General features: G+C 73.2%; 21 protein-coding genes. 6 read left to right on the forward strand and 15 right to left on the reverse strand.

What is annotated here, in order from left to right:
• Window positions 1-317 precede the first annotated feature (317 nt).
• The 9 genes from AB0K43_RS10965 to AB0K43_RS11005 form a co-directional block, all read right to left on the reverse strand.
• Window positions 318-1,307 (reverse strand): alpha/beta hydrolase, encoded by a 990-nt coding sequence (locus AB0K43_RS10965; RefSeq protein ID WP_363638144.1) that lies wholly within the window; start codon window positions 1,305-1,307, stop codon window positions 318-320.
• Between the two features lie 262 nt (window positions 1,308-1,569).
• Window positions 1,570-2,535, reverse strand: a complete 966-nt coding sequence (locus tag AB0K43_RS10970) for a helix-turn-helix domain-containing protein (protein WP_363638146.1) — start codon at window positions 2,533-2,535, stop codon at window positions 1,570-1,572.
• Window positions 2,536-2,744: 209 nt separating this feature from the next.
• The gene (locus tag AB0K43_RS10975) at window positions 2,745-5,471 is read right to left on the reverse strand and encodes a BREX system ATP-binding domain-containing protein (RefSeq protein ID WP_363638148.1); all 2,727 of its coding nucleotides are present in this window, start codon (window positions 5,469-5,471) and stop codon (window positions 2,745-2,747) included.
• Between the two features lie 310 nt (window positions 5,472-5,781).
• Complete coding sequence (locus AB0K43_RS10980) at window positions 5,782-6,603, reverse strand: alpha/beta hydrolase (RefSeq protein ID WP_363638150.1); 822 nt, start codon at window positions 6,601-6,603, stop codon at window positions 5,782-5,784.
• Window positions 6,604-6,718: 115 nt separating this feature from the next.
• Complete coding sequence (locus tag AB0K43_RS10985; protein WP_363638152.1) at window positions 6,719-7,222, reverse strand: DoxX family protein; 504 nt, start codon at window positions 7,220-7,222, stop codon at window positions 6,719-6,721.
• An 18-nt stretch (window positions 7,223-7,240) separates the two neighbouring features.
• Entirely contained in the window at window positions 7,241-7,915 is a 675-nt protein-coding gene (locus AB0K43_RS10990; protein WP_363638154.1) for a hydrolase, read from the reverse strand.
• 75 nt (window positions 7,916-7,990) lie between these two features.
• Complete coding sequence (locus AB0K43_RS10995) at window positions 7,991-9,889, reverse strand: amidohydrolase (protein ID WP_363638156.1); 1,899 nt, start codon at window positions 9,887-9,889, stop codon at window positions 7,991-7,993.
• 22 nt (window positions 9,890-9,911) lie between these two features.
• Window positions 9,912-10,622 (reverse strand): GPR1/FUN34/YaaH family transporter, encoded by a 711-nt coding sequence (locus tag AB0K43_RS11000; RefSeq protein ID WP_363638158.1) that lies wholly within the window; start codon window positions 10,620-10,622, stop codon window positions 9,912-9,914.
• Between the two features lie 469 nt (window positions 10,623-11,091).
• Window positions 11,092-12,012 (reverse strand): LysR family transcriptional regulator, encoded by a 921-nt coding sequence (locus AB0K43_RS11005; protein WP_363638160.1) that lies wholly within the window; start codon window positions 12,010-12,012, stop codon window positions 11,092-11,094.
• Window positions 12,013-12,170: 158 nt separating this feature from the next.
• On the opposite strand from AB0K43_RS11005, the gene AB0K43_RS11010 reads away from it, so the two are divergent.
• The 4 genes from AB0K43_RS11010 (at window position 12,171) to AB0K43_RS11025 (ending at window position 15,350) form a co-directional block, all read left to right on the forward strand.
• Complete coding sequence (locus AB0K43_RS11010; RefSeq protein ID WP_363638162.1) at window positions 12,171-12,542, forward strand: hypothetical protein; 372 nt, start codon at window positions 12,171-12,173, stop codon at window positions 12,540-12,542.
• On the forward strand, window positions 12,539-13,444 hold the full coding sequence (locus AB0K43_RS11015; protein WP_363638164.1) for a sugar phosphate isomerase/epimerase family protein: 906 nt from the start codon (window positions 12,539-12,541) through the stop codon (window positions 13,442-13,444). Before AB0K43_RS11010 ends, AB0K43_RS11015 begins: the two co-directional genes overlap by 4 nt.
• A 121-nt stretch (window positions 13,445-13,565) precedes the next feature.
• Window positions 13,566-14,807, forward strand: coding sequence for an MFS transporter (locus AB0K43_RS11020; RefSeq protein ID WP_363638166.1), 1,242 nt, complete (start codon window positions 13,566-13,568; stop codon window positions 14,805-14,807).
• Window positions 14,808-14,963: 156 nt separating this feature from the next.
• Complete coding sequence (locus AB0K43_RS11025) at window positions 14,964-15,350, forward strand: ATP-binding protein (protein ID WP_363638168.1); 387 nt, start codon at window positions 14,964-14,966, stop codon at window positions 15,348-15,350.
• A 595-nt stretch (window positions 15,351-15,945) separates the two neighbouring features.
• Here the strand turns inward: AB0K43_RS11025 and AB0K43_RS11030 are convergent.
• From AB0K43_RS11030 to AB0K43_RS11045, 4 genes are all read right to left on the reverse strand, one after another.
• Complete coding sequence (locus tag AB0K43_RS11030; RefSeq protein ID WP_363638170.1) at window positions 15,946-17,103, reverse strand: extracellular solute-binding protein; 1,158 nt, start codon at window positions 17,101-17,103, stop codon at window positions 15,946-15,948.
• Between the two features lie 1,176 nt (window positions 17,104-18,279).
• Window positions 18,280-19,101 carry a phosphonate ABC transporter, permease protein PhnE gene (gene phnE, locus AB0K43_RS11035; RefSeq protein ID WP_363638172.1) on the reverse strand — a complete coding sequence of 274 codons (822 nt, stop codon included), beginning with the start codon at window positions 19,099-19,101 and terminating at the stop codon, window positions 18,280-18,282.
• Window positions 19,098-19,811: an ATP-binding cassette domain-containing protein gene (locus AB0K43_RS11040; protein ID WP_363638174.1), complete on the reverse strand. Its 714-nt coding sequence runs from the start codon at window positions 19,809-19,811 to the stop codon at window positions 19,098-19,100. Before AB0K43_RS11040 ends, phnE begins: the two co-directional genes overlap by 4 nt.
• Window positions 19,811-20,725 (reverse strand): phosphate/phosphite/phosphonate ABC transporter substrate-binding protein, encoded by a 915-nt coding sequence (locus AB0K43_RS11045; protein ID WP_363638176.1) that lies wholly within the window; start codon window positions 20,723-20,725, stop codon window positions 19,811-19,813. The genes AB0K43_RS11040 and AB0K43_RS11045 overlap by 1 nt, the downstream gene beginning before the upstream one ends.
• Before the next feature lie 388 nt (window positions 20,726-21,113).
• On the opposite strand from AB0K43_RS11045, the gene AB0K43_RS11050 reads away from it, so the two are divergent.
• On the forward strand, window positions 21,114-23,168 hold the full coding sequence (locus tag AB0K43_RS11050) for an alkaline phosphatase D family protein (RefSeq protein WP_363638178.1): 2,055 nt from the start codon (window positions 21,114-21,116) through the stop codon (window positions 23,166-23,168).
• Between the two features lie 144 nt (window positions 23,169-23,312).
• Complete coding sequence (locus AB0K43_RS11055) at window positions 23,313-24,386, forward strand: zinc-binding dehydrogenase (RefSeq protein ID WP_363638180.1); 1,074 nt, start codon at window positions 23,313-23,315, stop codon at window positions 24,384-24,386.
• Between the two features lie 29 nt (window positions 24,387-24,415).
• Here the strand turns inward: AB0K43_RS11055 and AB0K43_RS11060 are convergent, their stop codons facing one another.
• Together AB0K43_RS11060 and AB0K43_RS11065 are read right to left on the reverse strand one after the other, a co-directional pair.
• Window positions 24,416-25,144 (reverse strand): GntR family transcriptional regulator, encoded by a 729-nt coding sequence (locus AB0K43_RS11060; protein ID WP_363638182.1) that lies wholly within the window; start codon window positions 25,142-25,144, stop codon window positions 24,416-24,418.
• A gap of 907 nt (window positions 25,145-26,051) precedes the next feature.
• A complete protein-coding gene (locus AB0K43_RS11065; protein ID WP_363638184.1) occupies window positions 26,052-26,198 on the reverse strand; it encodes a hypothetical protein in 147 nt (48 codons plus the stop codon).
• Window positions 26,199-26,432: the final 234 nt, after the last annotated feature.

Genomic DNA, 26,432 nt, shown 5'->3' on the forward strand with positions numbered 1-26,432 from the left:
TGACGCGGGCTGAGGGTCGGGCGCGGGACAGCGGTGGCCGGGTGCCCGGGCCGTCGCCCTGGCCTGCCGGCGAGCCGCTGCGGCCCGCGAACTCATCCCACCGTGCCGGGCGGCGCGTGGCCAGGAAGAACAACAGGAGGAACTTCGCTTCCCCCGCTGCTGCGGGCGCGCCGGGCCCAACGACTGTCGGGCGGGGAAGGCAGCCGGTTCGGTGTCGGCCTCGTCGGCGTGCGCGCAGGTCAGGCCGTTCGGCGCGGCCGGGAGGCGCCGCATGCCCGCCGGGTGACCGCGACCCGGTGGGCGAGCGGCGGCTCCCGCTACCAGGGGTGGCGGTGCAGGGCGATGTGCAGGGTGTCCACGGCCTGGATGAGGGCGGAGCGGGCCGAGGCCGTGCGGCAGTGGGAGCCGAGCAGCACAAAACCGTGCACGACACCCTGGTAGCGGGTGGCCACCACCGGCACTCCGGCCCACCGCAGCCGGGCTGCGTAGGCCTCGCCCTCGTCCCGCAGCACGTCCGCCTCCGCGGTGATCACCAAGGCCGGTGGCAGGCCGGCGAGTTCGTCCAGGCCGGCGCGCAGCGGTGCGGCGGCGGCCTGCGTGCGGTCGGCCGGGTCGGGCAGGTAGGCGTCCCAGAACCGGCGCATGTCCGCCCGGTGGAGGAAGTACCCCTCGGGGAAGGCACGGTAGGACGGGGTCTCGAAGTCCGCGTCGGTCACCGGGCAGAGCAGCACCTGGTGCAGCAGCCGGGCACCGCCGCGCCGGTGCAGGAGCAGGGTCAGGGCCGCGACCAGGTTGGCGCCCGCCGAGTCGCCGGCGGCGGCGATCCGGCTCCCGTCGAGCCCGATCTCGTGCCCGTGTTCGGCGATCCAGCAGGCCACGGCGTAGCACTGCTCGACGGCGACCGGGAACCGCGCGGCGGGCGGCCGTCCGTAGTCGACGAAGACCACGGCGGCGTCGGCGCCCACGGCGAACTCGCGCAGCAGATGGCGGTAGCTGCCGGCGTCGCCGAGCGCCCAGCCGAGGCCGTGCAGGAAGAGGACGACCGGGGCCGGCCGCGCCGCGTCGACCGGTCGGATCACCTGGATCCGGACATGGCCGGCCGGTGTCGGCAGCGCCAGCCAGGTGGCGACCGTGTCCTGGTGACCGTCCGACGGGTGCGGGCCGGCCAGGAAGGAGAGATCCAGGGGCGCGGGCGCGGCCTTCCCGCCTGTCGCCGCCTGGGACCGGCGGACACGGGCGGCCAGGAACTCCCGGAGGCTGCGGTCCAGGACCGGGCCCCGGCCTTCGGAGGTGGTGCTGTCGGACACGGGTGCGCTCCTGGCGTAGTGGCCGGTCGGGCCGGAATCCGCTCGTCTGCCGTGCCGGCCCCGCGGCGGGCGGTGGCCACGCGACGGTTCCGGGCACCGGGGACGAGCGGCGGGTACTGCCACCGTGCCGGAGGCCGTTCCGGCCCGGGGCCGCAGCTCCCGGCCCGGCACCTCGCCACGCTAGGCAGCGGCCGCTGCGCAACGGTGCCGAGAGGGAACCGGAATCGGCCCCACCGTGCACGGCCGTCCCGGCGTGCCGCCGTCAGGCCTCTTCGGCGCGCCGTGCCCGCCACTCGCGCGGGGACGTGCCGTACGCGGCCCGGAAGGCCCGGCTGAAGTGCGCGGGGTTCGCGAACCCCCATCGCTGGGCGACCGCCGAGACCGTCGGCGCGCTGCGGCTGCGCCGGCTGAGCTCCCGGGCGCACTCCTCCAGCCGGCGGCGCTGGATCAGCCGGCTCACCGTCACCCCCTCGCCCTCGAAGAGCCGGTGCAGGTACCGCACCGAGATGCGGTGGGCGTCGGCGATACTCTGCGGGGTCAGCCCGGGATTGCCGAGATGGCGGTCGATGTGGGTGCGGACCGCCCGGACGAGGTGGGCGTTCGCGTCGTCGGGGGCGGCGGCCGGCCGGCCTGCGAGCTCGTCGACGAGGGTGACGAAGAGGTCGGCGACGCTGCCGGCCAGCAGGTCGCCGACGGCCGCCGGGTAGCTGGGCGCGGCGTCGGCGAGGGTGCCGAGGAACGGGAGCAGCACGGCCCCGAGGCTCTCCCGCGAGGTGACGGCGCGCCCGGTCACGCGACGGATCTCGGCCTCCGGCACACCGAGCAGCCGGTGCGGCAGGTGGAACACGTGGGAGCGGAAGCGCTGCGGGTAGTCCACCGAGTAGGGCCGCGCGGTGTCGTACAGCACGAGGTCGCCGGCCGCCACCTCGGCCCGACGGCCGTCCTGGATCAGCACGGCACGGCCGGACACCTGGACGCCCACCGCCACCTGGGCCTCCGCCCCGGGCGAGCGCGCGATCAGGCCCGGCGTCCGGGAGAGCCGCGTCGCGTCCGCCTCCAGTGTGGAGACCCGCAGGCAGCCCAGCCGGTGCGAGTCCAGCCGGCCGTCGAACGGGCCGTCGGCGAGCGGCACCACCTCCACCGGCGCCAGGGCGTACGACACCGCCCGGCCCCAGTGCACCGCCTTCTCCCCGTCCGGCACCGCAGCTGTCGTGACCCGCAGGTTCACCGGGCAGTCCCTTCTCTTGGCATGCGCGGCCGAACCCCCGCACGACCAGCCTGCGCCGGGGAGCTCAGGGTCACCCAGGTCATCTGACTGTCGCTCCGCCGAACGCGGGCAGCCGTGCGCCGTGAGGCACGACGGAGTGCGCGGCGAGCACAGTGGGCACAGCGGCTGACGGGCGGCGGGGGCGGGCGGGTACGTCCGGCCACGCAGCCTCAGTGGCCCTCCAGGGCGCGGGTGAGCGCCGCCCGCGAGGCGATGCCGAGCTTGGGGAAGATCTTGTACAGGTGCCCCGCGACGGTGCGGTGCGAGAGCCCGAGCCGGTGGCCGATCTCCTTGTTGCTCAGGCCGGACGCGGCGAGCCGGGCGATGCGCAGCTCCTGACCGGTCAGCGCGTCGGGCACCCGGCGCAGCTCAGGGGCGAGCGGGCCGCCCGAGGCGCGCAGCTCCTCCTCGCAGCGCAGGGCCCACGGCTCGGCCTGGAGCCGCCGGAAGGCCCGGTGCGCCGTGCGAAGCACCTCGCGGGCCTCGGCCCGGTGGCGGCGGCGCAGCCACGAGCCGTGGGCCAGCCGCAGCCGGGCCAGCTCGAAGACCCACTGCTCGGCGCCCGGTATCCGGTACGCGGCGCGGTAGGCGTCGTCGGCCGTGTCGTCCTCGGCCACCAGGGCGGCCGCCGCGGCGAAGAGGAAGGCGTGGTGGCCGGAGATCTCGCCGGGCCGCTCGAACGGCCCGGCGGCGAGGAGGGCGCGGGCCTCACCGCGTCGGCCGGTGTGCGCGGCTGCCTCGGCCAGGTCGAAGGCCAGCTGGTGGAACCAGGGCAGGCCGCCGGGCAGTCGCCCGGCCGGGGTCAGCCCGGTGAAGTGCGTGTACGCATCCTCGTACCGCCCGTGCGCCAGCGCGGCCAGGCCCTCCAGGTGGGCCAGCCGGTCCAGTACGAACCGCATCCCGGCGCGGGCCGCCACCGGCCGGATCAACCCTGCCGTCGCCGCCAGCCCCGCCTCGTCGCCCCGACCGGCGAGAAAGTGCGCGTGGTAGTGACGGAACATCAACGCGTTGCAGTGGTAGCCGAGTTCCTCCGCCGCCTCGGCCTCGCGCAGGCAGACGGCCGCGAGGTCCCAGCGGCCGCGCAGGAAGTCCTGGTAGCACTTGGCCTTCGCGACGGAGCCCTGGGTGGCGTAGCCGTGCAGGCCGGTGAAGCGCCGCCACAGGTCTCCGTCGGCCACGTCGACCGCCGAGGCGGTCCAGAGCAGCAGCCAGGCCGCGCCCGCCTCCTGCGCCTCGCTCATCCGGTCGACCATCACGCTCAGCTCCCGGGCCACCCCGCGGGCGGTCCGGGCCGGGTCGAGCCAGGCTCGGTGGCAGAGCCGGGCGGGCTCGGAGACGTGCTCACGGTGGCGGTCCAGCGCTTGCCAGGCCCTCGGGTCGTCGGTGTAGGTCGCGGTGAGCAGCAGTTTGAAGAAGACCTGCTCGGCCAGCCCGTCGAAGGGCTCGGCGTCGGGGGCGGTCAGCGCGTCCAGGGCTGCGGGCAGCAGCACGGCGGCCGATTCGAAGTCGATCCGGTGGCTCTGGTCGACGTACACCACCGCGTAGGCGAACAGCGGGGCGATGTCCGGCGGCACCGGCCGCCTCCTCAGTTCCTCCACCAGGGCCGCGGTGTGCCGCAGTTGCCCGCCGCGGGCCGCCATCACGGCCGCCCAGGTGAGCCGCCGGGCGCGCTCGTCGGCGTCGGCGCTGAGCGCGGCGGCGCGGTCCAGCAGAAGTGCTCCTTCCGCGTCGCCGCCCCGGCGGGCCAGCCGGCTGCCGGCCTCCTGGAGGCGGCGGGCCAGGTCCTCGTCCGGGAACAACGCCGCCGACGCCTCGTGGATCAGCCGCTGCGGGTCCTCCGGCGCCAGGCAGCCGGCGAGCGCGCGGTGGGCCTCGCGCTGAGCGGCCGGCGAGGCCGCCGAGATCACCGCCGTGCGCACCAGCGGGTGACGGAAGACCAGCCGCCCGGCCGCATCCAGCCGGGCCAGGCCACCGGCCTCGATCTGCTCCAGCGCCTCCCGGGCGTCCTCGCCGGCGACGGCCCGCAGCCAGACCCCGCCCGAGGAGTCCGGCCCGGCGGCCAGGGCCGCCAGCAGGAGCAGATGTCCGGCCGCCGGGGTCACCGCGGCGAGCCGCCCGGCGAACACCCGCTCCAACCGGCACCCCAGCGGCAGGTGGTCCGGCAGCGGGACGACGCCCCGCTGCTGCTCCGCGGCCAGCTGGCGCGGCAGCTCGACCAGCGCGAGCGGGTTGCCGGCCGCCTCCCGCAGGACCCGCCGGGCGGTGGTCGCCGCCAGTTGCGGGTAACTCCGGTGCAGCAGCAGGGCGGCGTCCGGCTCGGAGAGCGCCCGCACCTCGATGGGCTCGGCCGACCACGACTGGGCCACCGGGCCGCCCGGCCGGCTCGCGCCGACGATCAACAGCGGCAGCTCGGCGCAGCGCCGGCGCACGAACGCGAACACCGTGGCGCTGGAGGAGTCGATCCAGTGCAGGTCGTCCAGCAGCAGCAGGAGCGGGCCGCCCAGCGACGCCTCGGCCAGCAGGGCCAGGGCGGCGGCACCGACGGCGAACCCGCTCGGCGCCGCACCGGCCTGGACGCCCAGGGCGGCTTCGAGCGCCGCCCGCTGATGGACCGACAGCGTCCGGGAGCCGCTCAGCAGGGCCCAGAGTGCCTGGTGCAGCGCCCCGAACGCGAAGTCGGTCTCCGCCTCGGTGGCGACCGCCCGCAGGACGGTGAACCCGCGCTCACGCGCCTCGCGGGCCGTCCGCTCCAGCAGCGTGGTCTTGCCGACGCCGGGCTCGCCCCGCACCAAGACGGCCGAACCGCCCGCGCCGTCGGCCGCCCGGGTGAGTGCCGCGTCCAGCAGGTCCGTCTCCCGCCGGCGACCGATCAGGGACGGGCCGCACACCTCCTGCACCGTCGCTCCTCCGGGCCGGCGACCTCCCGGAGAAGGTCCGCAGATCGTTGTGCCCGCGCTTGCGCGCGGCAGCCGGCGGGTCTGGGTCGCCGACGGCGACCCGTCGCCGGGAATGGTCAAGGCTAACCGCCCGTCAGCCGTGCACGTGCCGGGCCGGGAACGCCCACGGGCCCCTCAGCCGCGCGTCGGCGCAGGTGAGGGAACCGCGGGGCGTGCGGTGCCGCGGTGGTGCGTGGCCGATGAAACCGGTGGACCGGCAGGACCGGCGCGGCCGAGCGCGGTCGGTGCGGTCGGCCGCGCTCGGGCACGGTCAGGCGCCGACGAACTCCAGCAGGTCCTTGGTGAACGCGGCCTCGTAGGCGCCGACCAGGCCGTGCGGGGCGCCCGGGTAGACCTTGAGGACGCCCTGGGCGAGCAGCTTCACGGCCTTCTCGGCGGAAGCGGCGATCGGAACGATCTGGTCGTCGTCGCCGTGGGCGACCAGGACCGGGATGTCGATCTTCTGGAGGTCCTCGGTGAAGTCGGTCTCCGAGAACTCCTCGACGCAGTCGAGGGCCCCCTTGAGGCCGGCCTGCATGCCCTGGAGCCAGAACTCGCGGCGCTTGCCCTCGGAGACCTCGGCGCCGGGCCGGTTGAAGCCGAAAAAGGCCTCGCTGAGGTCGTAGTAGAACTGCGACCGGTCGGCGGCGACGCCGGCCCGGATGCCGTCGAAGGCCTCGATCGGTGTGCCCTCGGGGTTCGCCTCGGTCCGCAGCATCAGCGGCGGGACGGCGCCGAGCAGGACGGCCTTGCGCACCCGGGAGCTGCCGTGGCGGCCGAGGTAGCGGGCCACCTCGCCGCCTCCGGTCGAGTGGCCGACCAGGACGGCGTCGGTGAGGTCGAGCCGCTCCAGCAGCTCGGCCAGGTCGTCCGCGTACTGGTCCATGTGGTTGCCGTCCCAGGTCTGGGTGGAACGGCCGTGCCCGCGCCGGTCGTGGGCGACAACCCGGTAGCCGGCCTCGGCGACGGCGACGGCGAGGCTGTCCCAGGCATCGGCGTTCAGCGGCCAGCCGTGCGAGAGGACGACCGGACGGCCGGTGCCCCAGTCCTTGAAGAACTTCTGCGAACCGTCAGAGAGCGTGATGAAGGGCATGGTGCGCCTTTCGGTGTCGGTGCTGCGGCCGGGCCGGTGGGCCGGGCCTGGGGAGGTGGTCCCGCCGCGTGTGGTGGGCGGGCCGTTGTGGGGATGGAGCAGGCGGAGGCCGGCCTCAGGGGCGGGCAGTCACCGGCTCGGGGCGGTGCAGCAGAACGCGCGCGGCGAGTCCGCTGCCGACGCCGCCCAGCAGGGTGACCGCGACCCACCAGGCGGCCCAGGGCGCCAGCCCCAAGGCCTGGTCGACGGAGTAGCGGCCGGGCCCGGTGAGTGCGAGCACGGTGGCGACGACGATCAGCACCAGCGGGTACTCGTAGCCGTCCTTCTGCACCCAGAGGCCGTGCGGCCACTTCACGGTCAGGGCGACCGTCATCACCCCTGCCGCGCCGGCCGCCGCGAGCGGGGTCAGCGCACCGGCGGCGAGCAGCAGGCCCGAGCCGATCTGGCCGGCTCCGGCCGCGAGAGCGGTGAGCGTCCCACCGCGGAAGCCGTCGTGCCGGAACTCCTCCGTGCCGCCGGCCAGGCCGCTGCCGTCGAGCCGGAAGCTGACCTTCTGGATGCCGTGGCCGGCGATCAGCAGGCCGGTCACCAGGCGGAGAATGAGCAGACCGGTGTTCATGGTCCCGTTCCGTTCCGGTCAGCCCGCGGCGTGCGGGTCGATCATGGACTGCGCGTAGACCACGCCCATCCCGTACGCGCCGCCGTGCTCCTTGACCACGTCCAGGGTGTCCGCGTAGGTCTCGGTGCGGGCCCAGTCGCGCTGGAGCTCCAGCAGCACCTGGAGCCAGGTGACCGGCACCGCGCCCGCCGCGGTCATCCGCTGGAGGGCGTGCTCGTGTGCGGCCGGCGTGACACCGGCGGAGGCGTCGGCGACCACGTAGACCTGGTAGCCCTGGGCGAGCGCGGACAGCGCCGGCAGGACCAGGCAGACCTCGGTCCAGAGGCCGGAGAGCACGATCTTGCGGCGTCCGGTGGCCTTGACGGCCTCGACCAGCGCGGCGTCCTCCCAGGCGTTCATCGAGGTGCGGTCCACGACCTCGTGCTTGGGGAAGACGGCGCGCAGCTGCGGCAGTATCGGGCCGGAGAAGGACTCGGCCGCGACGGTGGAGAGCACCACCGGCACGTCGAAGACCCGGGCGGCCTTGGCCAGGCCGACGGTCGCGTTGATGACCCCGGCCCGGTCGGCGCTCGCGGCGCCGAAGAACATCTGCGGCTGGTGATCGACGAACAGCATCACCGCGTTGTCGGGCGAAATGAGGTCCGGGCTGGGCCGGGCCGAGACGTCGGCGAGGTCGAAGGCGAGGTCGGTCACTGTCAACTCCTTGAGAGGGACGGTCGGGGTCGGTCGGTCTGTCGGTCAGGTGGTGTCGGACGGAGGAGCGGTGGGTCAGCCCCCGTAGCAGGGGTCGACGAAGCCGGCCGGGCCGGTCGGTTCGAGGCCGCGGGCGAGCCGCCACCGGTACTGCTCCTCGGCGTCGGCCGCCACCTCGGCCAGGCGGTCGGCCTGCCGGGCGCCGGAGTTCGAGGGCGGCAGGGAGGCCTGGTAGCCGCCGAAGCGGGCGACCGGGCTCCAGCCGGGGCTGATCGGCGGCGCCGCCTCGTCCAGGCCCTCGTACTCGGCCACCGCGTGGACGAGCCGGCCGCCCACCACGGTCAGCACGGCCTCGATGTGCGGGATGTCCTCGGCGGGGACGGTGAAGTAGTCGTGGGAGAGCACCGCGAAGTCCGCGAGGAAACCTTCCTTCAGGAGCCCCTTCACCTCCTCCTCGCCGGTGATCCGGGCGCCGCCGCGGGTGTACAACTCCAGCGCGCCCTCCCGGGAGAGCAGCCGCTGCGGCGGGTAGAGCGCGCGACCGCCCACGGTCCGCCCGGTCACCAGCCAGTGCAGGGCCACCCAGGGGTTGTAGGAGGACACCCGGGTGGCGTCCGTGCCGGCCGCGACCGGCAGGCCGAGCGCCAGCATCTCCGTCACCGGAGGGGTCCGGGCCGCGGCCTCGGCACCGTAGCGGTCGACGAACGCCGAGCCCTGGAAGGACATCCGGTTCTGCACGCTGATCGCACCGCCGAGTGCGGCGATCCGCTCCAGGCTGTGCGGGGAGACGGTCTCGGCGTGGTCGAAGAGCCAGCGGTTGCCGGCCGGGAAGAGCCCGTCCGCGGCGAGCTTCTCGAAGACCGCGAGGTCGCGCCGGATGGTCTCGTCGTACGTCGCGTGCAGCCGGAAGCCCCAGCCGTGCTCCATCAGCAGCCGCACGGCCTGCTCGAACCGGCCCTCGTAACCGGCCTCGAGCTCGGGCCGGGGCTCGCTGAAGTTCTCGAAGTCGGCGGCGGCCCAGGTGAGGTTCTCCCCCGCGCCGTTCAGCCGCAGCCACTCGTCGCCCTCGTCGGGACGGACCGTCTCGACCCAGCGGCGCAGGTCGTCGAGCTCCTGTCCGGCCGTCTGCGGGAACAGGTGATAGGCGATGCGCAGCGTGAGCCGCCCTTCGCGGGCCAGCTCGATGACGGTGGCGTAGTTGTCGGGGAAGTTCTGGAAGCCGCCGGCGGCGTCCACCGCCGAGGTGAGGCCGAAGCGGTTGAGTTCGCGCAGGAAGTGCCGGGTGGAGGTCTTGCGGTCCACCTCGTCCAGCACGGGCGCCTTCGCCAGGGTCGAGTACAGCACGAGCGCGCCGGGGGCGGCCAGCAGGACGCCGTTGGGTTCGCCGTCGCGGCCCCGGACGATCTGCCCGCCGCGCGGATCAGGGGTGTCGCGGGTGAATCCGGCCGCGCGCACGGCGGCCCGGTTCAGGATCGCCGACTGGTAGAGGTGCAGGACGAAGACCGGGGTGTCCGGGGCGGCGGCGTTGAGCTCCGCCGGGGTGGGCAGCCGGCGTTCGGCGAACTGCTCGGCCGTCCACCCGCCGACGACCCGGATCCATTGGCCCTTCGGGGTGCGGGCCGCCTGCTCGCGGAGCATCGCGAGACCCTGGCGCAGCGAGCGCACGCCGTCCCAGCGCAGTTCCAGCACATAGTTCAACCCGCCGCGGATGACGTGCAGATGGGAGTCGTTGAGCCCGGGCACGACCCGCCGGCCCAGAGCGTCGACCACCCGGGTGTCCGGACCGATGTGGGCCGCGACGGCGTGCTCGTCCCCGACGGCGAGGACGCGGCCGTCGCGGACGGCGAGCGCGGAGGCCTCGGGCCGGGCCCGGTCGCCGGTGTGGATCTTCGCGTTGCGCAGGACGAGGTCGGCGGGGTGCTGGGGCGGACCGGCAGCGGGCACAGTGCCGCCGACGGGCATGGAGTCAGCCATGATCGTCGCTTTCAGGAGGAGTTCAGAGGGTGCGGCGCACGCCGGCCTGGCGTTCGAGGTCGCGCAGCTGGACCGTCAGATCGCCCTCCACCGCGTGGTGGGCGGGGCCGCTGCGGCCGATCGGCAGAACCTCCTCGCCCCGCATGTCCTCCAGCATCAGCGCGAACGCCGTGTAGAGGGCCACGGCCGCGAGCAGCAGCCCGAGAGCGCCGGAGAGGGTGCCCAGCCCGGCGACGCCGGTCAGGTTGGACAGCGCGGCCACCGCGAACCGGGGCACCGCGGTGCACAGCACCAGCCAGAGCGCCCGCTTGCGGCCCGCGACCGCCGCCATCATCAGGGCGAACAGCGCGAAGGTGGCGTTCAGCACGCCCAGGACGCTGGTCCCGCCGACCGGATCGACCACCAGGACGAGCGAACTCGCCAGCCAGAGACCGGAGAAGCAGGCCATCAGGGTGGCCGCCAAGGCGTCCCGGGCACCGAGGGCGAACACCGCCACCACCAGTTGCAGGACGAACGCCGGCAGGATCGCCAGGCCCACCGCCCGCCGCGCGCCGTCCTCGAAGACGCCGAGCTGGAAGCAGCCGACCATCACCGAGGCGATCCCGACCGTGTAGAACCCGAGCGGCATCGGCGAGGCGATCGGCCGCAGGTTGATCCGGGTCATGCCGCGCAGATCGGGCTCGAAGCGCCGGCCATCCGGCGCTCCGGCCGGGGAACTCTCACTGGTCGTCATGGTCCCTGTTCCGATGGGTGGAGGAGACGTGCGGTCCGGGGCGTGCCGGTCCGGCCCGCCGGGGCACGGGGAGGCCGTCGCCAAGGTCTGCCGGAGTGACTGCGAACAGGGCTGACGCTAGCCAGTCGGCCGGGGCCCGGGTGCTCCCTGGCTGCACCGGGCTTGCCCACGGGTGCACCGGTGCCGCGGAGCACGGCCGGGCGGCGCGGCACCGGTGCACCCGTGGGGACCGGAGGCGGAGGTGGCGATCGACGGGTCCCGCCCTGTCGATCGGCTCGTTGCTCCGGAGTCCCCGGCAGGGTGGGAGGTCGTGGCACAAGGGCGCGCGGCCGGTGCCGCCGGTTGAGGTACTGCGGGCGCCACAGCGGCGTGAGGAACCACTCCTGACGGGCGATCGCCGTTTCCACCCCGGCTGGTAGAGCCCTACCCGCTCCCGAGCCGCGCCGGCCCCTCGGCAGGGCCTCGCCGGTCAGCCGGCGTCCGGGCCGTCCGGGTGCCGCACCAGCCCCAGGGGTGACTCCTGGAGGGCCGTGACGAACTGGCGCACGAGCCCGTGCGGTTCGCTGCGCAGGTAACAGGTGAGGGCGCGAAAGCGCTTGGGCCGGCACGGCACCACGACGGCGTCGAGCCCCGCCGGCAGCGCGTTGTCCGGGAGGAGCGCCGGTCCGACCCCCGCAGCGGCCAGCCGCGCCGCCGCGTCCACCTGCCAGGTGCGTACTGCGGCCGCCGGCCGGAACCCCTCGGTCGAGCAGTATCCGGCGATCAGGTCGTTGAGACCGTGTCCCTGGCCGAACAGGACCCACTCCTGGTCGGCGAGGTCGTGCAGCGCGACTCCGGTGGCGGGCGTCGCCCGGCCGTCGCCGAGGCAGGGATGGCCGTGGGGAAGCACCACGACGAACTCCTCGTGTCCGAGCGGTATCACCGGGCCGTCCCAGGCACGGGGCCGCGGACCCACCGCGAGGTCGCCCATGCCGTTGCGCACCTGCTGTTCCAGGAGGTCGCGATGGCTGAACTCGTCGAGCCGGATCGGACACCCGGGGTGCTGGTCGTGCCAGGCGCGGATGACGTTCGGCAGGATGCCGGCCGCGATAGACGAAACGGTGGCGATTTCGAGCTCTGCGGTCTCGCCGCTGGTCGCCGCCCGGGCGGAGCGGTAGGCCCGTTCGGCGTCCCGCAACGTGGCGAGCGCCTGCGGAAGGAACGCGCGGCCGGCCGGGGTCAGCCGCATGCCGCGCGGCAGCCTCTCGAACAAGGGACCACCGACCCGGCGCTCGAGGGCCCTGAGCTGCTGGGACAGGGATGGCTGGGCGACGGACAACCGCGCGGCGGCACGGCTCAGGGTGCCTTCCTCGGCCACCGCCACAAAGTACTCGAATTGCCTGAGGCTCACATCATCCAGGCTACATATAGAGAAATCCTATGTGAATCAATAGAAAAGAAATCTTAGACTTACGGCCTGGCACGGTTCATTCTCGCTGTATGGGAATCCAACAGACCGCCGAAGCGACGAACCCCGCCGTAGCCCCCGTCGGGCCGCCCGCTCGGGAGGTGGAGGCAGCACCCCTGAACCGCGAGGTGGGCACCCGCCTCCTCTTCGAGAACGGCGCCGTCCGCGTCTGGGAGGTCCGCCTCGAACCCGGCGACCGGGCGCCGCTCCACTGCCACGCCCTCGACTACTTCTGGACGTGCACCGCGCCGGGCACGGCACGGCAGTGGCGGCTCACCGGAAGTGTGTGGGAGCAGCACGGCCGCTCGTACGCCGTAGGCGACACCCAGTACTTCACCCGCGACAAGGACGCGCCGGTGATCCACGACCTGCACAACGACGGCGACACCACTCTCAGCTTCGTGACCGTAGAGCTGCTCGACCGCGCCGGACACGACTTCTCCTCATCCACCACGCCAGGAGCCACGCCATGACCATGCGCCTGTCCATGCACAACTGGATGCGTCCGGAGCCGCTGGAGGTCACCGTTCCCAGGCTGGCCCGGTACGGCTACGACGCCATCGAGATCTCCGCCGACCCGCACGGCACGGACCTCCCGACGGTCAGGCGGCTGCTGGCCGAACACGACATCTCCTGTGCGGGCGGCCTCGCGCTCTTCATGGGCGGCCGCGACCTCGTCCATGAGGACTCCTTCATCCGGCAGGCCAGCCTGGCCTACCTCATGGAGACCATCGACCTCACCGCCGAGCTGGGCGGGACCTTCGTCACCGTACCCTGCACCGTCGGAAAGCTGGTGCCGATGGCGGACGCGGCCTCCGAGTGGGGCTGGTACGTCACGGCCCTCCGCAGGGCGCAGGACCATGCCGGCGACCGGGGCGTCCGGCTCGCCATCGAGCCCTTGACGCGCTACGAGACCTACCTCATCAACCGGGCCGACCAGGCACTGCGCCTGGCCGAGGAGGTGGGGGACGGCTGCGGCGTCTGCCTGGACATCTTCCACATGAACATCGAGGAAGCCGACTGGAGATCCGCCATTCGCAGCTGTGCCGACCGGTTGGTGAACTTCCACGTCGCCGAGAACAACCGGCTTCCACCGGGGTCGGGAGCGATCGACTGGGCGGCCCTGCTGGCCGAACTCGCCGCCGTCGGCTACGACGGTCACCTGTCGGTGGAGTTCATGCCCGCCATCGACCGCACGCCCGTCTCCGACCGGCAGATCGCCGACGCCGCCGACGAACCCCTCAGCCAGGGCATGATCAAGTGGCTGCGGGACCACGCCTCCGGAGTGCTTCCCGAGAGGCTCTACGAGGACTACACCGCGCAGTCCGCCCGGATCCTCCGGCACCACATCGCCCAGGCGGGCTCCGGCAACTGAGCCCGGCCGCCTCTCCGCCGGGCGTCGTCCGCCCCCGGCTGTCCCCTCCGCCGGGCGCCGTTTCCCCCTGGCTGCCGCCCGGTTGCCCTGATGCTCCCGCCCCCCGAAACCGGAGCCTGCCATGACCACGCTCAATTCCGGCCCCAGACCCGAGGCCGGTACGGCCGCCCCGTTCCACCTGCGCCGCCTGTTCGCCGGCAGCTGCGTCGCACTCGCCGCCACCGGAATGACGTTCTCCGTACGAGGGGACATCATGGGCGCGCTGGGGCACGACTTCTCGCTCGACCACTACCACCTGGGCCTGATCGCCGGTGCGGCCTTCTACGGCTACGTCGGCGCCATCCTGGGCGGCGGTCTGCTGGTGGACGTGCTGGGCGCCAAGAAGATCCTCACGTGCGCCTTCGTCGCCCAACTCACCGGGCTGGTCGCGACTCTCGCAGCACCTGGGTTCGGCGCCCTGTTCGCCGGAACGCTGGTCGTCGGGCTGGGCAACGGACTCATCGAGGCCGCGGCGAACCCGCTCGTCGCCACCCTCTACCCCGCGAACAAGACATCGCGGCTCAACACCTTCCACGCCTGGTTCGCCGCCGGTCTCATCGCCGGCGGCGTGGTCGGCTTCGGATTCACCCGCGCAGGCATGGGCTGGCAGGCGAAACTCGGCGCGATCCTCCTGCTGGTGCTCGCGTACGGAGCGCTCCTGTTCCCCCTGCGCTTCCCCCGCACCGAGCGGGTCGCCGCCGCCGTGACCGGCAGGGAGGTGTTCCGTACCGCCGGCCGGCCCGTCTTCCTGGTCCTCCTGGGCTGCATGCTGCTCACCGCGTCCACCGAACTCGGGCCCGGCCAGTGGATCCCCGACACCCTCGACCAGCTCGCAGGTGCGCCCGGGATCCTGGTCCTGACCTTCGTCAACGGCATCATGTTCGCGTCCCGGACCATCGGCGGCCGACTCATCGGCCGCCGGAGCCCGGTCGCCGTACTGGCCGGTTCATGTGCGCTCGCCGCAGTCGGACTCCAACTGCTGGCACACGCCCGCAGCGCCCCGGTCGCCTACGGTGCAGCCGCGGTCTTCGCCCTCGGGATCGGCCGGCTGTGGCCCACCATGCTCGGCGTGGTGGCCGAACGGTTCCCCGAAGGCGGTTCCTTCGTCCTGGCACTCATGGGCTCCGGCGGCATGCTCGCCACCGCGCTGACGGTGCCGTGGATGGGAGGGCTGATCGACGGACGTGGTGCCGCGAGCACCTTCGCCACGGTCAGCATGCTGCCTGCCGTCTGCGTACTGGTGTTCACCGCTGTGTGGCTGCGTGACCGCAGAGCCGGGGGACACCGCATCGAGCCCCTGTCGACGGACGAGGCCCCGGCCTAGCCGCACAGCCAATGCCGTAGGCCGGTCCTCTTCCTCTCCCTTCGGCCCAACTCACCGGGCCCGGATCCGAAAGCGGTGATTCACATGTCTTGGACTCAGCACCCCCGGCCGCCCGCCCGGCGCGCCGAGGACCACAGACCCACCTGTCGTGTCGGGATGGAGGGCGATGCCGCCCCCACCCGCCGGGCCCGTGCCGCGGTGCGGTGCGTGACGGCCGAACTCGGGGTGTCCACCGCTGCGGACCCCGCAGTCCGCGACGGCGCGGAAGCCGCGATCCTGATCGCCTCGGAGCTGGTGACCAACGCCTGGCGGCACGCCGGCGGCGTCATGGAGATGCGCCTTTGCTGGGACGACGGGGTGCTGACACTGGAGGTCGACGACCACAGCGCGACGCTCCCCGCCGTGCGCCCCGCAGCCGGCCGGGGAGCACACGGCGGATACGGCCTCGCCCTGGTCGATCACCTGGCCGACGAGTGGGGCGCGCAATGCCACCCGGATGGAAAGACGGTCTGGGCGAGGTGTGTCCTCCCGCCTGCCGGTTGACGGGCCGCTCCTCGGCCTCGCCTCGTCAGCCGCGCGGGCAACCCGACGGGGCACCACACGTGACCGCTGGTTCCGATCGAACCAGTGGTCACGGACGATCAGCGGGCAGGTGGCCGGCGCACCGCTTCGGTCGGGCGGCCGGATTCTGGCGGCGAGGGCAGCAGGACTACTTACCGGGGAGGTCCTGCCGCCGGTGTCACCACCACGATAGCGATCATGGTCTGTGATGTGGAGCGGCGGACGACGGGGCCGAGGACCGAATGTCTTCTTGTGCTGCCGTTCGGCGCCCGGCAATGTCTACTTCGGCGGGCGCAGATTTTCCGGTGTCGTTCGGGGAGGTAGCCTGCGCCCCGCACCAGGCGGGGCGGCCGGTCACCGCAGCCCCACCAGGCCGGCGGACGCCACGTCCGGCATCCGGGGATCACCAGCAGATTCGGGGGCCATGAGGACGTGGGGCGGGCGGTGTGGGTCGCGCCCTCGTCTCTCGGACCTGACGGACAAGGTCAGTCCGCCGGAGGCCGCCCCGGAGGACGTGATTCGCCGGGTTCGCGCCGTGGACATGGAACCTCCGCCGCTCGCCAGGGAGCTTGCGGTGTCAGGACGGCGACTCGGGCTGCGGCGGGACGGCCTTGTCCCAGTTCTCCTTGACGACCTGTCGCGCCTCTTTCAGTTGTGCCGGGGTGGGGAAGGACGGTGTCCCGCCTTCCACGGTGGGCAGCATGGCGGCGAGGTTCTGGTCGAGGGTGCCGTCCTTGGCCATGGCCTCCATCAGGACCGGGCGGGCGAATCCCGCGAGCCGCAGGTTCTGGCCCTCGGGGCTGGCGAGGTACTCCTCCCACAGCCGGGCCGCCGCCGGGTGAGGGGCATCCTTGTTGATCGCCTGGGCGTAGTACAGGGAGAAGCTGCCGTCGAAGGGGATGGAGACCTTCCAGTCCACCCCCTGGCCCCGCAGGGCGTCGACGTGCTGGAGGTTGAGGAAGTCCCAGCTGATGGAGATCGGGGTCTCACCCTTGACGATCGACTCCGGCACGGGGTTGCCCGGGTTCCGGTTCCCCACCTTCACCAGCTGCCCGAAGAAGTCGATGCCCGGCTGGATGTCGTCGAACGAACCGTCGTTCGCGAGGGCCGCGGCATACACACCGGCGAAGGCCGACCCGGCGAAGTTGGGGTTGATGCCGTTCAGAGCGACCATGCCCTTGTACTCCGGTTCGAGCAGCTCGGCGAAGGAGACAGGGCAGGTCTTCACGCGGGCCGCGTCGCAGCCGATCGACACATAACCGCCGTAGCTGTTGTACCAGCGGGCCTCGGGGTCCTTCTGGTTCGCCGGGATCTGCCCGTAGGTGGCGGTCCGGTAGGGCGCGAGCAAGCCCTCCTCGGCGGCGGCCTCCGCGAAGGAGTCACCGAGCTGAAGCACGTCGGGGGCCTGATCCTCGCCGCGGTAGCGCTTCACATCGTCGATCTCGTCCTGGCTGCCGTTGTCGGGACTGTCGACGGTGACCTTGATCCCGTATTTCTTCTCGAACCCGTCGATCAGACCCCCGTAGTTCGCCCAGTGCCGCAGCAGCGCGGTGGCGGTCAGAGCACCCTCCTGCTGCGCCGCCCGGACCAGCGCGTCCATACCGCCGGCCTCGGCGGCGGATGCTGCGACGTTCGGTGCCTTTGGATCGGGGTGACTTTCGTTCCCGCAGGCGGCGCTGCCGAGCGCCACGACGCCGAGGCAGAGGGCGATGGCGAGGGCTCGCAGTGACGCCATGGCGCCTCCAGGGAGGGAGCCGGGGGGGCGGCCGTCGACCGGACCCGCGGATCAACATTCGCTGCATGGACTGGCGGCTTTCCAGACTACTGGCCGGTGCATGCAGTCGGGGCGGCGAGCCTGAATGGCGGACGAGCGGCTCGGTACGCGGCGCGGGCCGGTGGCCGGAGTGAGGAAACGTGGGCGTCCCCGGCGCCGATCCCGACCAGGCCCTCCGCGAGAGCGTCGACTGCTGCCCCGGTCCGGTCGCCCGCAGACTCCCCGACACCTGGGCGGGGCGGACCGATGGCAGGTGGGGCTTGGGGAAGGCCTGCCCGGGGTGAGGGCGAAGGCGAGCAGGTTCAGGTCGGCCAGGGCGGCCGCGTGGCGAAGGTGGCCGGGGCGGGGCCAGTCGGCCGGCGCCGCGTCCAGCACCCGGGCGGCGCGCTGGTTCGTCCATCGGCGGCGAACAAGCAGTGCCTCGATGCTCCCCCGCGCCGTGATGCGGGCGTGCTCGTCGACCGGTGCGCGAACCGCATGCCTCCGGCGACAGGTAGCGCAGCATCTGCAGGTGCGCGTCGCGGTTCCAGGTGGCACATGAGATCACCTCGCGGAAGACGGCGAACAGCTCGCGCAGGATCCCGAGCAGCACCACCCAGGGGGTCGGGTCGTCGGGCAGCGCGTCGGCGGCAGCCCGGGCGTCCTCCATCCGTCAGGTGCCGGCCGCGGACCAGGACGAGCTCCCGCAGGGACCGCGTCCTGCTCACGCGGGTGTCTGCCTGGCCGACTGTCACGGCCGCACGGATTCCGAGCACTCGTTCGAGGCGCCGGCCGGTCCGGGGGTCCCACCCGGACGCGGGGGCTCCCGAGCCATCGGCGCCCACACCCACCAGAGGGTTCGCTCCCACGGCGTATCCCAACGCACGCCGGCACGCACCGCCAGGAATCCAACACGGGTGTGCGGCGAACGGTCGCATTCTGCGGCGGCCCGGTAGGCGGTGGGCCGAGCGGTCGACCGGAAGCGTTGGGTCTCAGGACCCCCGCTGGAAGTCCTGTGCACGCCGGCCCGGTATTCGGATGACCGGTCCACCCGAGGCCCTGATCGTCTCCCCGCTCAGGATGCGTCGCGGTTCCGCCGGGTACGGCACCGCCTCGCGTGCCCGGTCGGGTGGTGGAAGGCAGCGCCCCGCAAGCGGTTCAGGCCAGGCGTCGGCGGACGGCGGCGGACAGACGGTCGACCGCCACGATCAGCACCAGCACCACCAGGATGTGGGTGAGCATCTCGTCGAACCGGAACAGCTTGATCGACTGGTTGATCAGGAAGCCGATGCCGCCGGCGCCGACCAGCCCGAGGACCAGCGAGGCGCGGACGTTCACGTCCAGGCGGTAGAGCAGCAGTCCGGCCAGCCGGGGGGTGGCGGTCGGCAGCAGGGCGTGCAGGGCGACCTGGACGCGGCCGGCGCCCGCCGACCTGAGCGCCTGCGAGGGGCCGGGGTCCGCGTCCTCGATCGCCTCGGCCCACAACTTGCCCATGACACCGACGTTGTGGCAGACGAGGGCGAGGACGCCGGGGAACGGGCCGAGGCCGACAGCGGTGACGAAGATCAGCGCGAAGACCACGTCCGGCACGGAGCGCAGGAAGGACAGCAGCGAGCGCGCCGCCTGGTAGACCAGGCCGGACGGGGCCACCTCGCGGGCGGCGAGCAGGGCCAGGGCCAGGGACGGCGGGATCGACAGCGTGGTGCCGAGCAGGCCGATCCACAGGGTGACCAGGGCCGCGGACAGGCTCGGCTGCAGGATGGCCCGGTCGAGCTTGGGCGGGAAAGCCTCGCCGAGGAACTCGGCCATGCCGTGCCAGCCCTCGGCCAGCGCGGTGAGCGACATGTCCGTGGTGTTCCACGCGACCACGTGTGCGGCGGCCACGGCGGCGGCCACGACCAGCACCCTGGCCACGGTGCGGGGCCGCCGGGGGCGGCGCGGGACGGGGAGGCCGCGAACGGCGCGGGGTACAGGTGTCATGACACGCTCTCGGCGAGTGCGGGCTGGTACAGGATGTCGAGGTTCTGGTCCGGCGGGCCGTCCAGCAGCACCCGGCCGTCGCGCAGGCCGATGACGCGGTCGGCGTGCCGGGCGGCGAGCACGGGCTGGTGCAGCACGGCGACGACGGCCAGCCCTTCCTGGTGGGCGAGTTCGGTGAGCAGCGCCAGCACCTGCTCGGACGCTGCCGGGTCGAGGGCGGAGACCGGTTCGTCGGCGAGGATCACCTCGGGGCGCTGGCAGAGCGCTCGGGCGACGGCGACGCGCTGCTGCTGCCCGCCGGAGAGCCGGTCGGCCCGGTCGTGGGCGCGGTCGGCGAGGCCGACCCGGTCCAGACAGGCCATCGCCTCCTCCCGCAGTTCCCGCGGGAACAGGCGGGGGTGGAGCGAGTGCCGCAGCGGCAACCGCCCCAGGGCGCCGGCGCAGACGTTGTCGAGGACGGTGCGCCGGTGCACCAGGTGGATCTGCTGGAAGACCATGGCGAGGGCGAGCGGGTCGCCCGCCCTGCCGTCGACGGTCACCGTGCCCTCCGCCACCGGTTCCAGTCCGGCCGCGGCGCGTAGCAGGGTGGACTTCCCGCAGCCGTTGGCGCCGAGCACCGCGAGGAACTCGCCGCGCGGGACGGTGACGTCCACCCCGCGCAGGACCTCCCGCGGGCCGTACCGCACCGTGATGCCGGAGAGCACCAGCATCAGAGGTCCTTGTCGGTCAGGTTGAGGGCGGCCGCCAGGTCGAACAGCGGCTGGTAGGTGGCCTTGTCGACGGCGACCAGGGGCGCTGCGGGCTTGACGGCGAGCAGGGCGCCGATCTGCCCGACCTTGTCGCCGGGCAGGTGCAGGAGGGCGTCGGCGACGGCCTTCTTGAACGCGGGGTCGAGGTTGCCGCGGACGGTGATGGGGTCGTTGGGGATGGCGTCGGAGGCCCACACCTTGCGGAACTTCGCCGGGTCGAAGGCCTTGGACTGGGTGGCGCTGGCCAGCTGCTGGGAGTTGATCTCGGCGGCGTCGACGGTGCCCTTGGCCAGGGCGAGCAGCGACTCGGCGTGGCCGCCGGCGTAGTTGACCTTGACGTCGGCGGTCTTCAGGCCGGCGTCGAGCAGGGCCTTGCGGGGCAGCGCGTCCCCGGAGGTGGAGCCGACCGAGGACAGCGCGAGCGAGTGCCCGGCGAGGTCCTTGACCTCGTGGACGGCCGAGTCGGCGGGCACCCAGATGCCGGCGGTGTAGCTGGAGACCTTGCCGCCGCTGTCGCCGAACGAGGCGACGGCCTCGGCACCGGCGCGCCGACTGGCGAAGACGTAGCCGAGCGGGCCGAACATGGCGACGTCGAGCTTGCCGTTCTGCAGGGCGAGCACCTCGGCGGAGTAGTCCTCGGTGATGGTGAGCTGGACGGGACAGTTGAGCTGTTCGCCGAGGGCGTCGGCCAGGACCTTGGCGGCCGGGGTGAGCTTGGCGGGGTCCTCGAAGGGCTCCACGCCGAAGCGGATCTTTCCGCCCGGGCAGGTGGCGGACTTCCCGGCGGCGGAAGCGCCGCCGTCGCTGCCGCAGGCGGTGAGGGACAGCGCGAGGAGGGCGCCGGTGACGACGAGGGCGAGGGGACGAGGACGCACGGTGGGCTCCGGGGTGAGCAGCGGGAGAGAAGCCGGGGCGGGGTGCGCGGCCCGGTATCACCGGACGGGGCGCCGCTCTGGGGCCGGCACCGGAACGCTGACAGCTTCGGCGGGCCGAGGTCAACTACTTGTTGTGACAAGTCATTTCCTGTTCACCCACCCGTGACCTCGTGCGTCCGGCGGCCGACGTGGCCGCAGCCGCCCTACCGCCCAGGTCAGCGAACCTGTCCCGGTGGCCCGCCGACGCCGCACGAGCGCACCTGCGGGCGTCATCGCAGCCACCCGGCACCGAAACCGTTCAGGTGAACACTGCATGACTTGTAGTTATAGGTTCTTGTTGATGAGCCATCCTCGCTGCGACGGTTGCCGTCGAAGGAGGAACACCACCATGACCCCAGACGGAATGCACAGACGGTCCTTCCTGGTCGGCGGCGCAGCCGCCCTGACCACCGCCGTCGCCACCCTTCCCGCCCACGCCGCCACCACCGCGTCGCCCCGCGCCGCGGTACTGGAGTACTCCGACCGGTGGACCAGGGCCACCGGCCTGGCCGAACTGCTGCGCCGGGCCGGCTTCACCGTCGTCCCGCTGGATGTGAGCCGGTCCGCGACCGCCCAGGGCGTCGACCTGATCGCCTTCGGCAGCTTCACCAACAACGGTTCCCAGTACCCGGGTTACGTCTCCGCGCAGGCGGCCTCGCTGCGCGACTTCGTGGCCGGCGGCGGCGTGGTCCTCGACCTGGCCCAGTCCGACCAGCTCGGCGCCACGGTCACCTACCTGCCGCCCGTACTCGGCGCGGTGCGTACCGATGCCGACTACGACACCGTGCTGCCGACCGCCGCCGACCACCCGCTCGTCGCGGCGCTGCCGGTCAGCTCCGGCAAGGTGTTCACCGGGCGGGCCTCCGGCATCCGGGTCAGCTGGGAGACCGTCGGCTCGTGGCGTTCGATGCGGGTGCTGATGGCGTGCACCGCCGGCGACGCCGATCCCTGTCTGCTGGAGGGCGCGCACGGCGCGGGCCGGTTCCTGGTGGGCAGCCTGACCATTGACAAGTGCTTCAACAGCAGCGGCGTCGCGATCCAGCCCGCCGCGGCGGTGCGGGACAGCGTCACCTTCTTCACCGCGCTGGCCGGCTACGTCGGCCGGGTGCGCGCGGGCACCGCCCCCGCCGTCCCGCCCACCCCGATGCCACCGCAGGCCCCGGTCGGCCCGCTGGTCGGACACGTCGGCACCACCACTGCGCGCCTCTGGGCCCGTCCCGGCCTCGACCCGGCGGTCCACCCCGGGTGGCGCTGCACCGTACGCCGGGCCGACGGCTGGTCGACCGGTGTCGACGCGTCGATCTCCACCGCCAACGACAACACCCTGCTCGCCGACGTCCCCGGCCTTCGACCGGGCACCCGCTACGAGTTCACCCTCGCCCCGAAGGTCGCCGCCCCCGGCTTCACCCCGCTGAGCGGCTCCTTCGCCACCGCACCGGCCGACGGGGAGCCCGCCGTGGTGACCATGGGTCTGGGCTCGTGCGCCCCGTCCACCCCGAACACGGTGTGGACCCGCGTCGTCGACGAGGGCTGCGACAGCTTCGTGCTGCTCGGCGACACTCCCTACGTCGACTCCGGCGACCTGGCCGTGGCCCGGGCCAAGCACCGCACGTTCCTCGCTCAGCCGGAGATCGCCCGCATGGTCGCCGCCATGCCGACCTGGGGCACCTGGGACGACCACGACTTCGGCGGCAACGGCGTCAACGGCTCCTTCGGCGGCAAGGTCAACACCCGCACCGCCTTCGTCGACTACCGCGCCAACGCCTCCTTCGGCCATGCCGACGACGGCACCCGTCTGACCGCCAGAACGGCCGGCCAGGCCGTCTACACCTCCTTCCGCCGTGGCCCCGTGGAGGTCTTCCTGCTCGATCCCCGGTGGTTCAGCAACACCGGTCCCAGCTGGGCCGACCACACGAAGACCACCTGCCTCGGCCAGGTCCAGTGGGACTGGCTGCGTGCCTCGCTGCGGGCCAGTACCGCCCCGTTCAAGGCCATCGCCTCCGGGATGATCTGGGACGACAAAGGCAACTCGGAGACCGACGACTGGGCCACCTACCAGTACGAGAAGGACGCGATCCTCGACTTCCTCGCCGCCGAGCGGATCCCCGGCTGCTTCCTGGTCAGCGGCGACGTCCACGTCTCCCGCGCCCTGAACTACGGGCCCCGGATCGGCTACGACCTGTGGCAGTTCATCATCAGCCCGCTGCACGGCAGCACCATCGCCAGCCTCAACACCCCGCATCCGGCCCTGGTCGCCAGCGCCGTCGAGCCGTACGTGTTCCTCAAGCTCGTGGCGGACACCACGGTCTCCCCGGCCACGCTCACCGCGACCTGGATCAACCGCGACGGCAGGCGCCTCTTCGAGGTCCACCGCACCGCGACCGACCTCGGCCATCCGGCCTGATCCGCACGTCCGCGCCCTTGCTCCCGCACCCCTGTTCCCGCACCGCCCTTGGACATGGGCGCGGGAGCAGGGTTCACCCGATCTTCGCCTCACTTATCATGACAAGTACTTGATTGATGCGAATATCCATGACAAGTTCGACGCATGAGTGTTTCCCTTGACTCGATCCCGGTCCGCATCGCCCGGTGGGAGGGGGTGGACAGACCCTTCTCCCTGCTGGAGGGCGTCACCGCCCGCACCCCAGGCCGCGGCGAGCTGCTGGTGCGCATCGACCTGGCCACCGTGTGCGGCAGCGACCTGCACACGGTCGAGGGCCGCCGCCCCTCGCCCGTCCCCGCGCTGCTCGGCCACGAGCAGGTGGGCACCGTGGTCGGCGTGGGTGCCGACGGCGTGCGGTGCGTGGACGGCACACCGGTCGAGGAGGGGATGCGGGTGGTCTGGTCGGTGGCCGCCTCGTGCGGCCGGTGCGAGCGGTGCCGGCGCGGCCTGCCGCACAAGTGCCTGAGCCTGCGTAAGTACGGCCACGAGCCGTGGTCCCCCCGCGCCCCGCTGAACGGCGGCTTCGCCACCCACTGCGTGGTGCTGCCCGGCACCGCCGTCGTCGCGGTGCCCGCCGACCTGCCCGACGAGGTCGCCAGCCCCGCCTCCTGCGCCACCGCCACCGCCGCCGCCGCCCTCGCCGCCGCGGGCGCGCCGGCCGGGCAGCGGGTCCTGATCACCGGGGCGGGCATGCTCGGCCTGACCGCCGCCGCGATGGCCGCCGCCGCCGGTGCCCGGGTGAGCGCGGTCGACCCCGACCCCACCCGGCGAGCCCAGGCCCTGCGGTTCGGCGCGATCGCCGCCTTCGACACCGCCGAGGACGCCGGCGAGGCCGACACCGCCCTCGACTTCTCCGGCCATCCTGCTGCCGTCCAGCGCTGCCTGGACTCCCTGGCCGTCGGCGGACGGGCCGTCCTGGTCGGCTCCGTCTCACCCGGCCCCGCCGTCGCCCTCGACCCCGAACGCCTGGTGCGCGGCCTGCACACCGTCACCGGCGTCCACAACTACCACCCCCGCGACCTGGACACCGCCGTCGGCTTCCTGGCGGCCCATCACGAGACCTACCCGTTCGCGTCCCTGGTCGCCGCCGCCCACCCGCTGGAACGGATCCAGGAGGCCATCGAAGCGGCCCGCACCGGCACCGCACCGCGCCAGGCGCTCGCCCCGCACCCGCGGTGACCACGCCCGGCCGGTGGCGCGGCCGCTGCCTAGAGCTGCGCCGAACGCACGGAGCGGGTGTTGGTGACCGTCACATTCGCCACGTCCGGCCGATAGCGGTCCTCGGACCACTCCACCGGCACCCCCTGGGCGTCCCTGGTGAGCCGCCGCTCGCGCAGCAGCGGCGCGCCCACCTCGACGTCCAACAGCTGCGCGTCGACCTCGTCGGCGGAGACCGCGTCGAAGGTGTGCCGGGCGGCGGCCAGCTCCACCCCGTTCTCGGTCAGCAACGCGTAGATCGAGCCCGCGTCCAGATCCGCGCCCAGCAGCGGACGGCCCACCGCCTCGGTGTACGTCATCCGCTCCAGCATCGCCGGCCGGCCGTCCAGCAACCGGAGCCGCAACAACTGCACCACCAGCGCCTCCGCGTCCACCTCCAGTGCCGCCGCGACAGCCGCCTGCGGCCTGCGCAGCGCGATCTCCTGCAACCGCTGCCCCGGGCTGTGCCCGGTCAGCCGGGCCCGGGTGGTGAAGGACAGCAGCGACTCGAACGGCTGCGACGGCACCGCATCCAGCACCACCGACCGCCGCCCCTGCCCCCCGCTGATCAGCCCCTCCTCCCGAAGGGTCGCCAGCGCCTGGCGCACCGGAGTGCGCGAGGCTGCGAACTCCTCGCACAACTCGGCTTCCGAGGGCAGAAGTTCACCCACCTTCAACGAGCCGCTCCGGATCCGCTGGCGCAATTGGGCGGCGACGACACCGTGCAGTGATTCCTTCACGGGACCTGACCCTACAGGTGACGTGGACCGCCCACCCCACCTCCTGTCATGACATCTTCCGATCACATGAGATGACCTGCGGAGGAACCCCGCCCCGCCCGCACGGCCACCCACGCGCCGAGGCATTCCAGGTGAACAATCGGCATCTTGTAAGGACAAGTATGGACCCGTCGCCCCGGCGCCTGACACAACCGGGCCAGTCCGGCCCCGTGGACCGACACGGCTGCCGCCCCCCTTCCTACCCCTCTTCCTACCCCTCTTCTCACGCTGGACGCCGTCGGCATCCCGACGGGCACCGCCGGCCACACCACCGCCGTCGCCTACGCACTCGAGACCATGGCCGGTCCCTCCCCCCGCCACCCGCGACCGCACAGCGACGCCGACTTCGCCACCGTGCCCCACACCCACGTCCTGGACGGCGTCACCGACCTGCCCTCCCGGCTGGACACCCTCGACGCGCTCTGCCCTCCGTCGTCGGCCGCAACGGCTCCGGCAAAGGGAGTCCGAGGCCCGGCGAGGTACCGGCGACCATGCCCGATCAGCCGGCGAAGGTGGAGGGCGGGTCGGGGCGAGTGCCCCGCCGGATGTGCTCCTCAGAGGTCCGGTGCCTGTGGGGGATGCCCGCCGGTCTCCGCCGGGTCGTCCCGTGTGGCCGCCGTCGGGTTCTGCGGCGGACTGCACAGATAGGCGGCGGGCGGCGGCGCGGGAGAGATGTCGGATGCGCGCATGTGCTGGCGCCACGTTCGAGGAGGTGCCCGGTACCGGGGAGGGGCCGAGCAGTGCGGCTGGGTGACGTGCTCGAAGGGTTGGAGGCGCACGGCCGTCCCGTGCGACTGCCGTCGACGTTCGGGCGGGGCGCGGACCCCGCTGGCCGTGGCCGATCTGCCGGTGGTCGATGTCCCGGGACCTAGGCGCGCTCGGCGTCCTCCAAGACCTCCAGATCGTTCCGGCGCTCGACGATCCGCTCCTCGGCGGCTCTCGACGGGACGTACGCAGAGCCGGCACGGCGGATGTGCGCGTTGCGGTCCGCCGTCACGGTCCTCACCTCCTCCATGGGGTTGTGGGTGGGCGTGGTCGGACGCGGTCGACGTACGGGGCCGGGCCCCTCCCGGAGTGGGTGGCACTGTCGCTGCCAAGGGCGCGGCAGCCCCGGTGCGGGGGCGGGCAGAGGCCTTGCCGTCAGATCTCGAGGCCCTCCAGCATCTCGGTGACGAGTGCGGCGATCGGGGAGCGCTCGGAGCGGGTCAGCGTGATGTGGGCGAACAGCGGGTGTCCCTTCAGCTTCTCC

It is taken from the genome of Kitasatospora sp. NPDC049258 (assembly GCF_040678895.1).
Lineage (GTDB): Bacteria > Actinomycetota > Actinomycetes > Streptomycetales > Streptomycetaceae > Kitasatospora.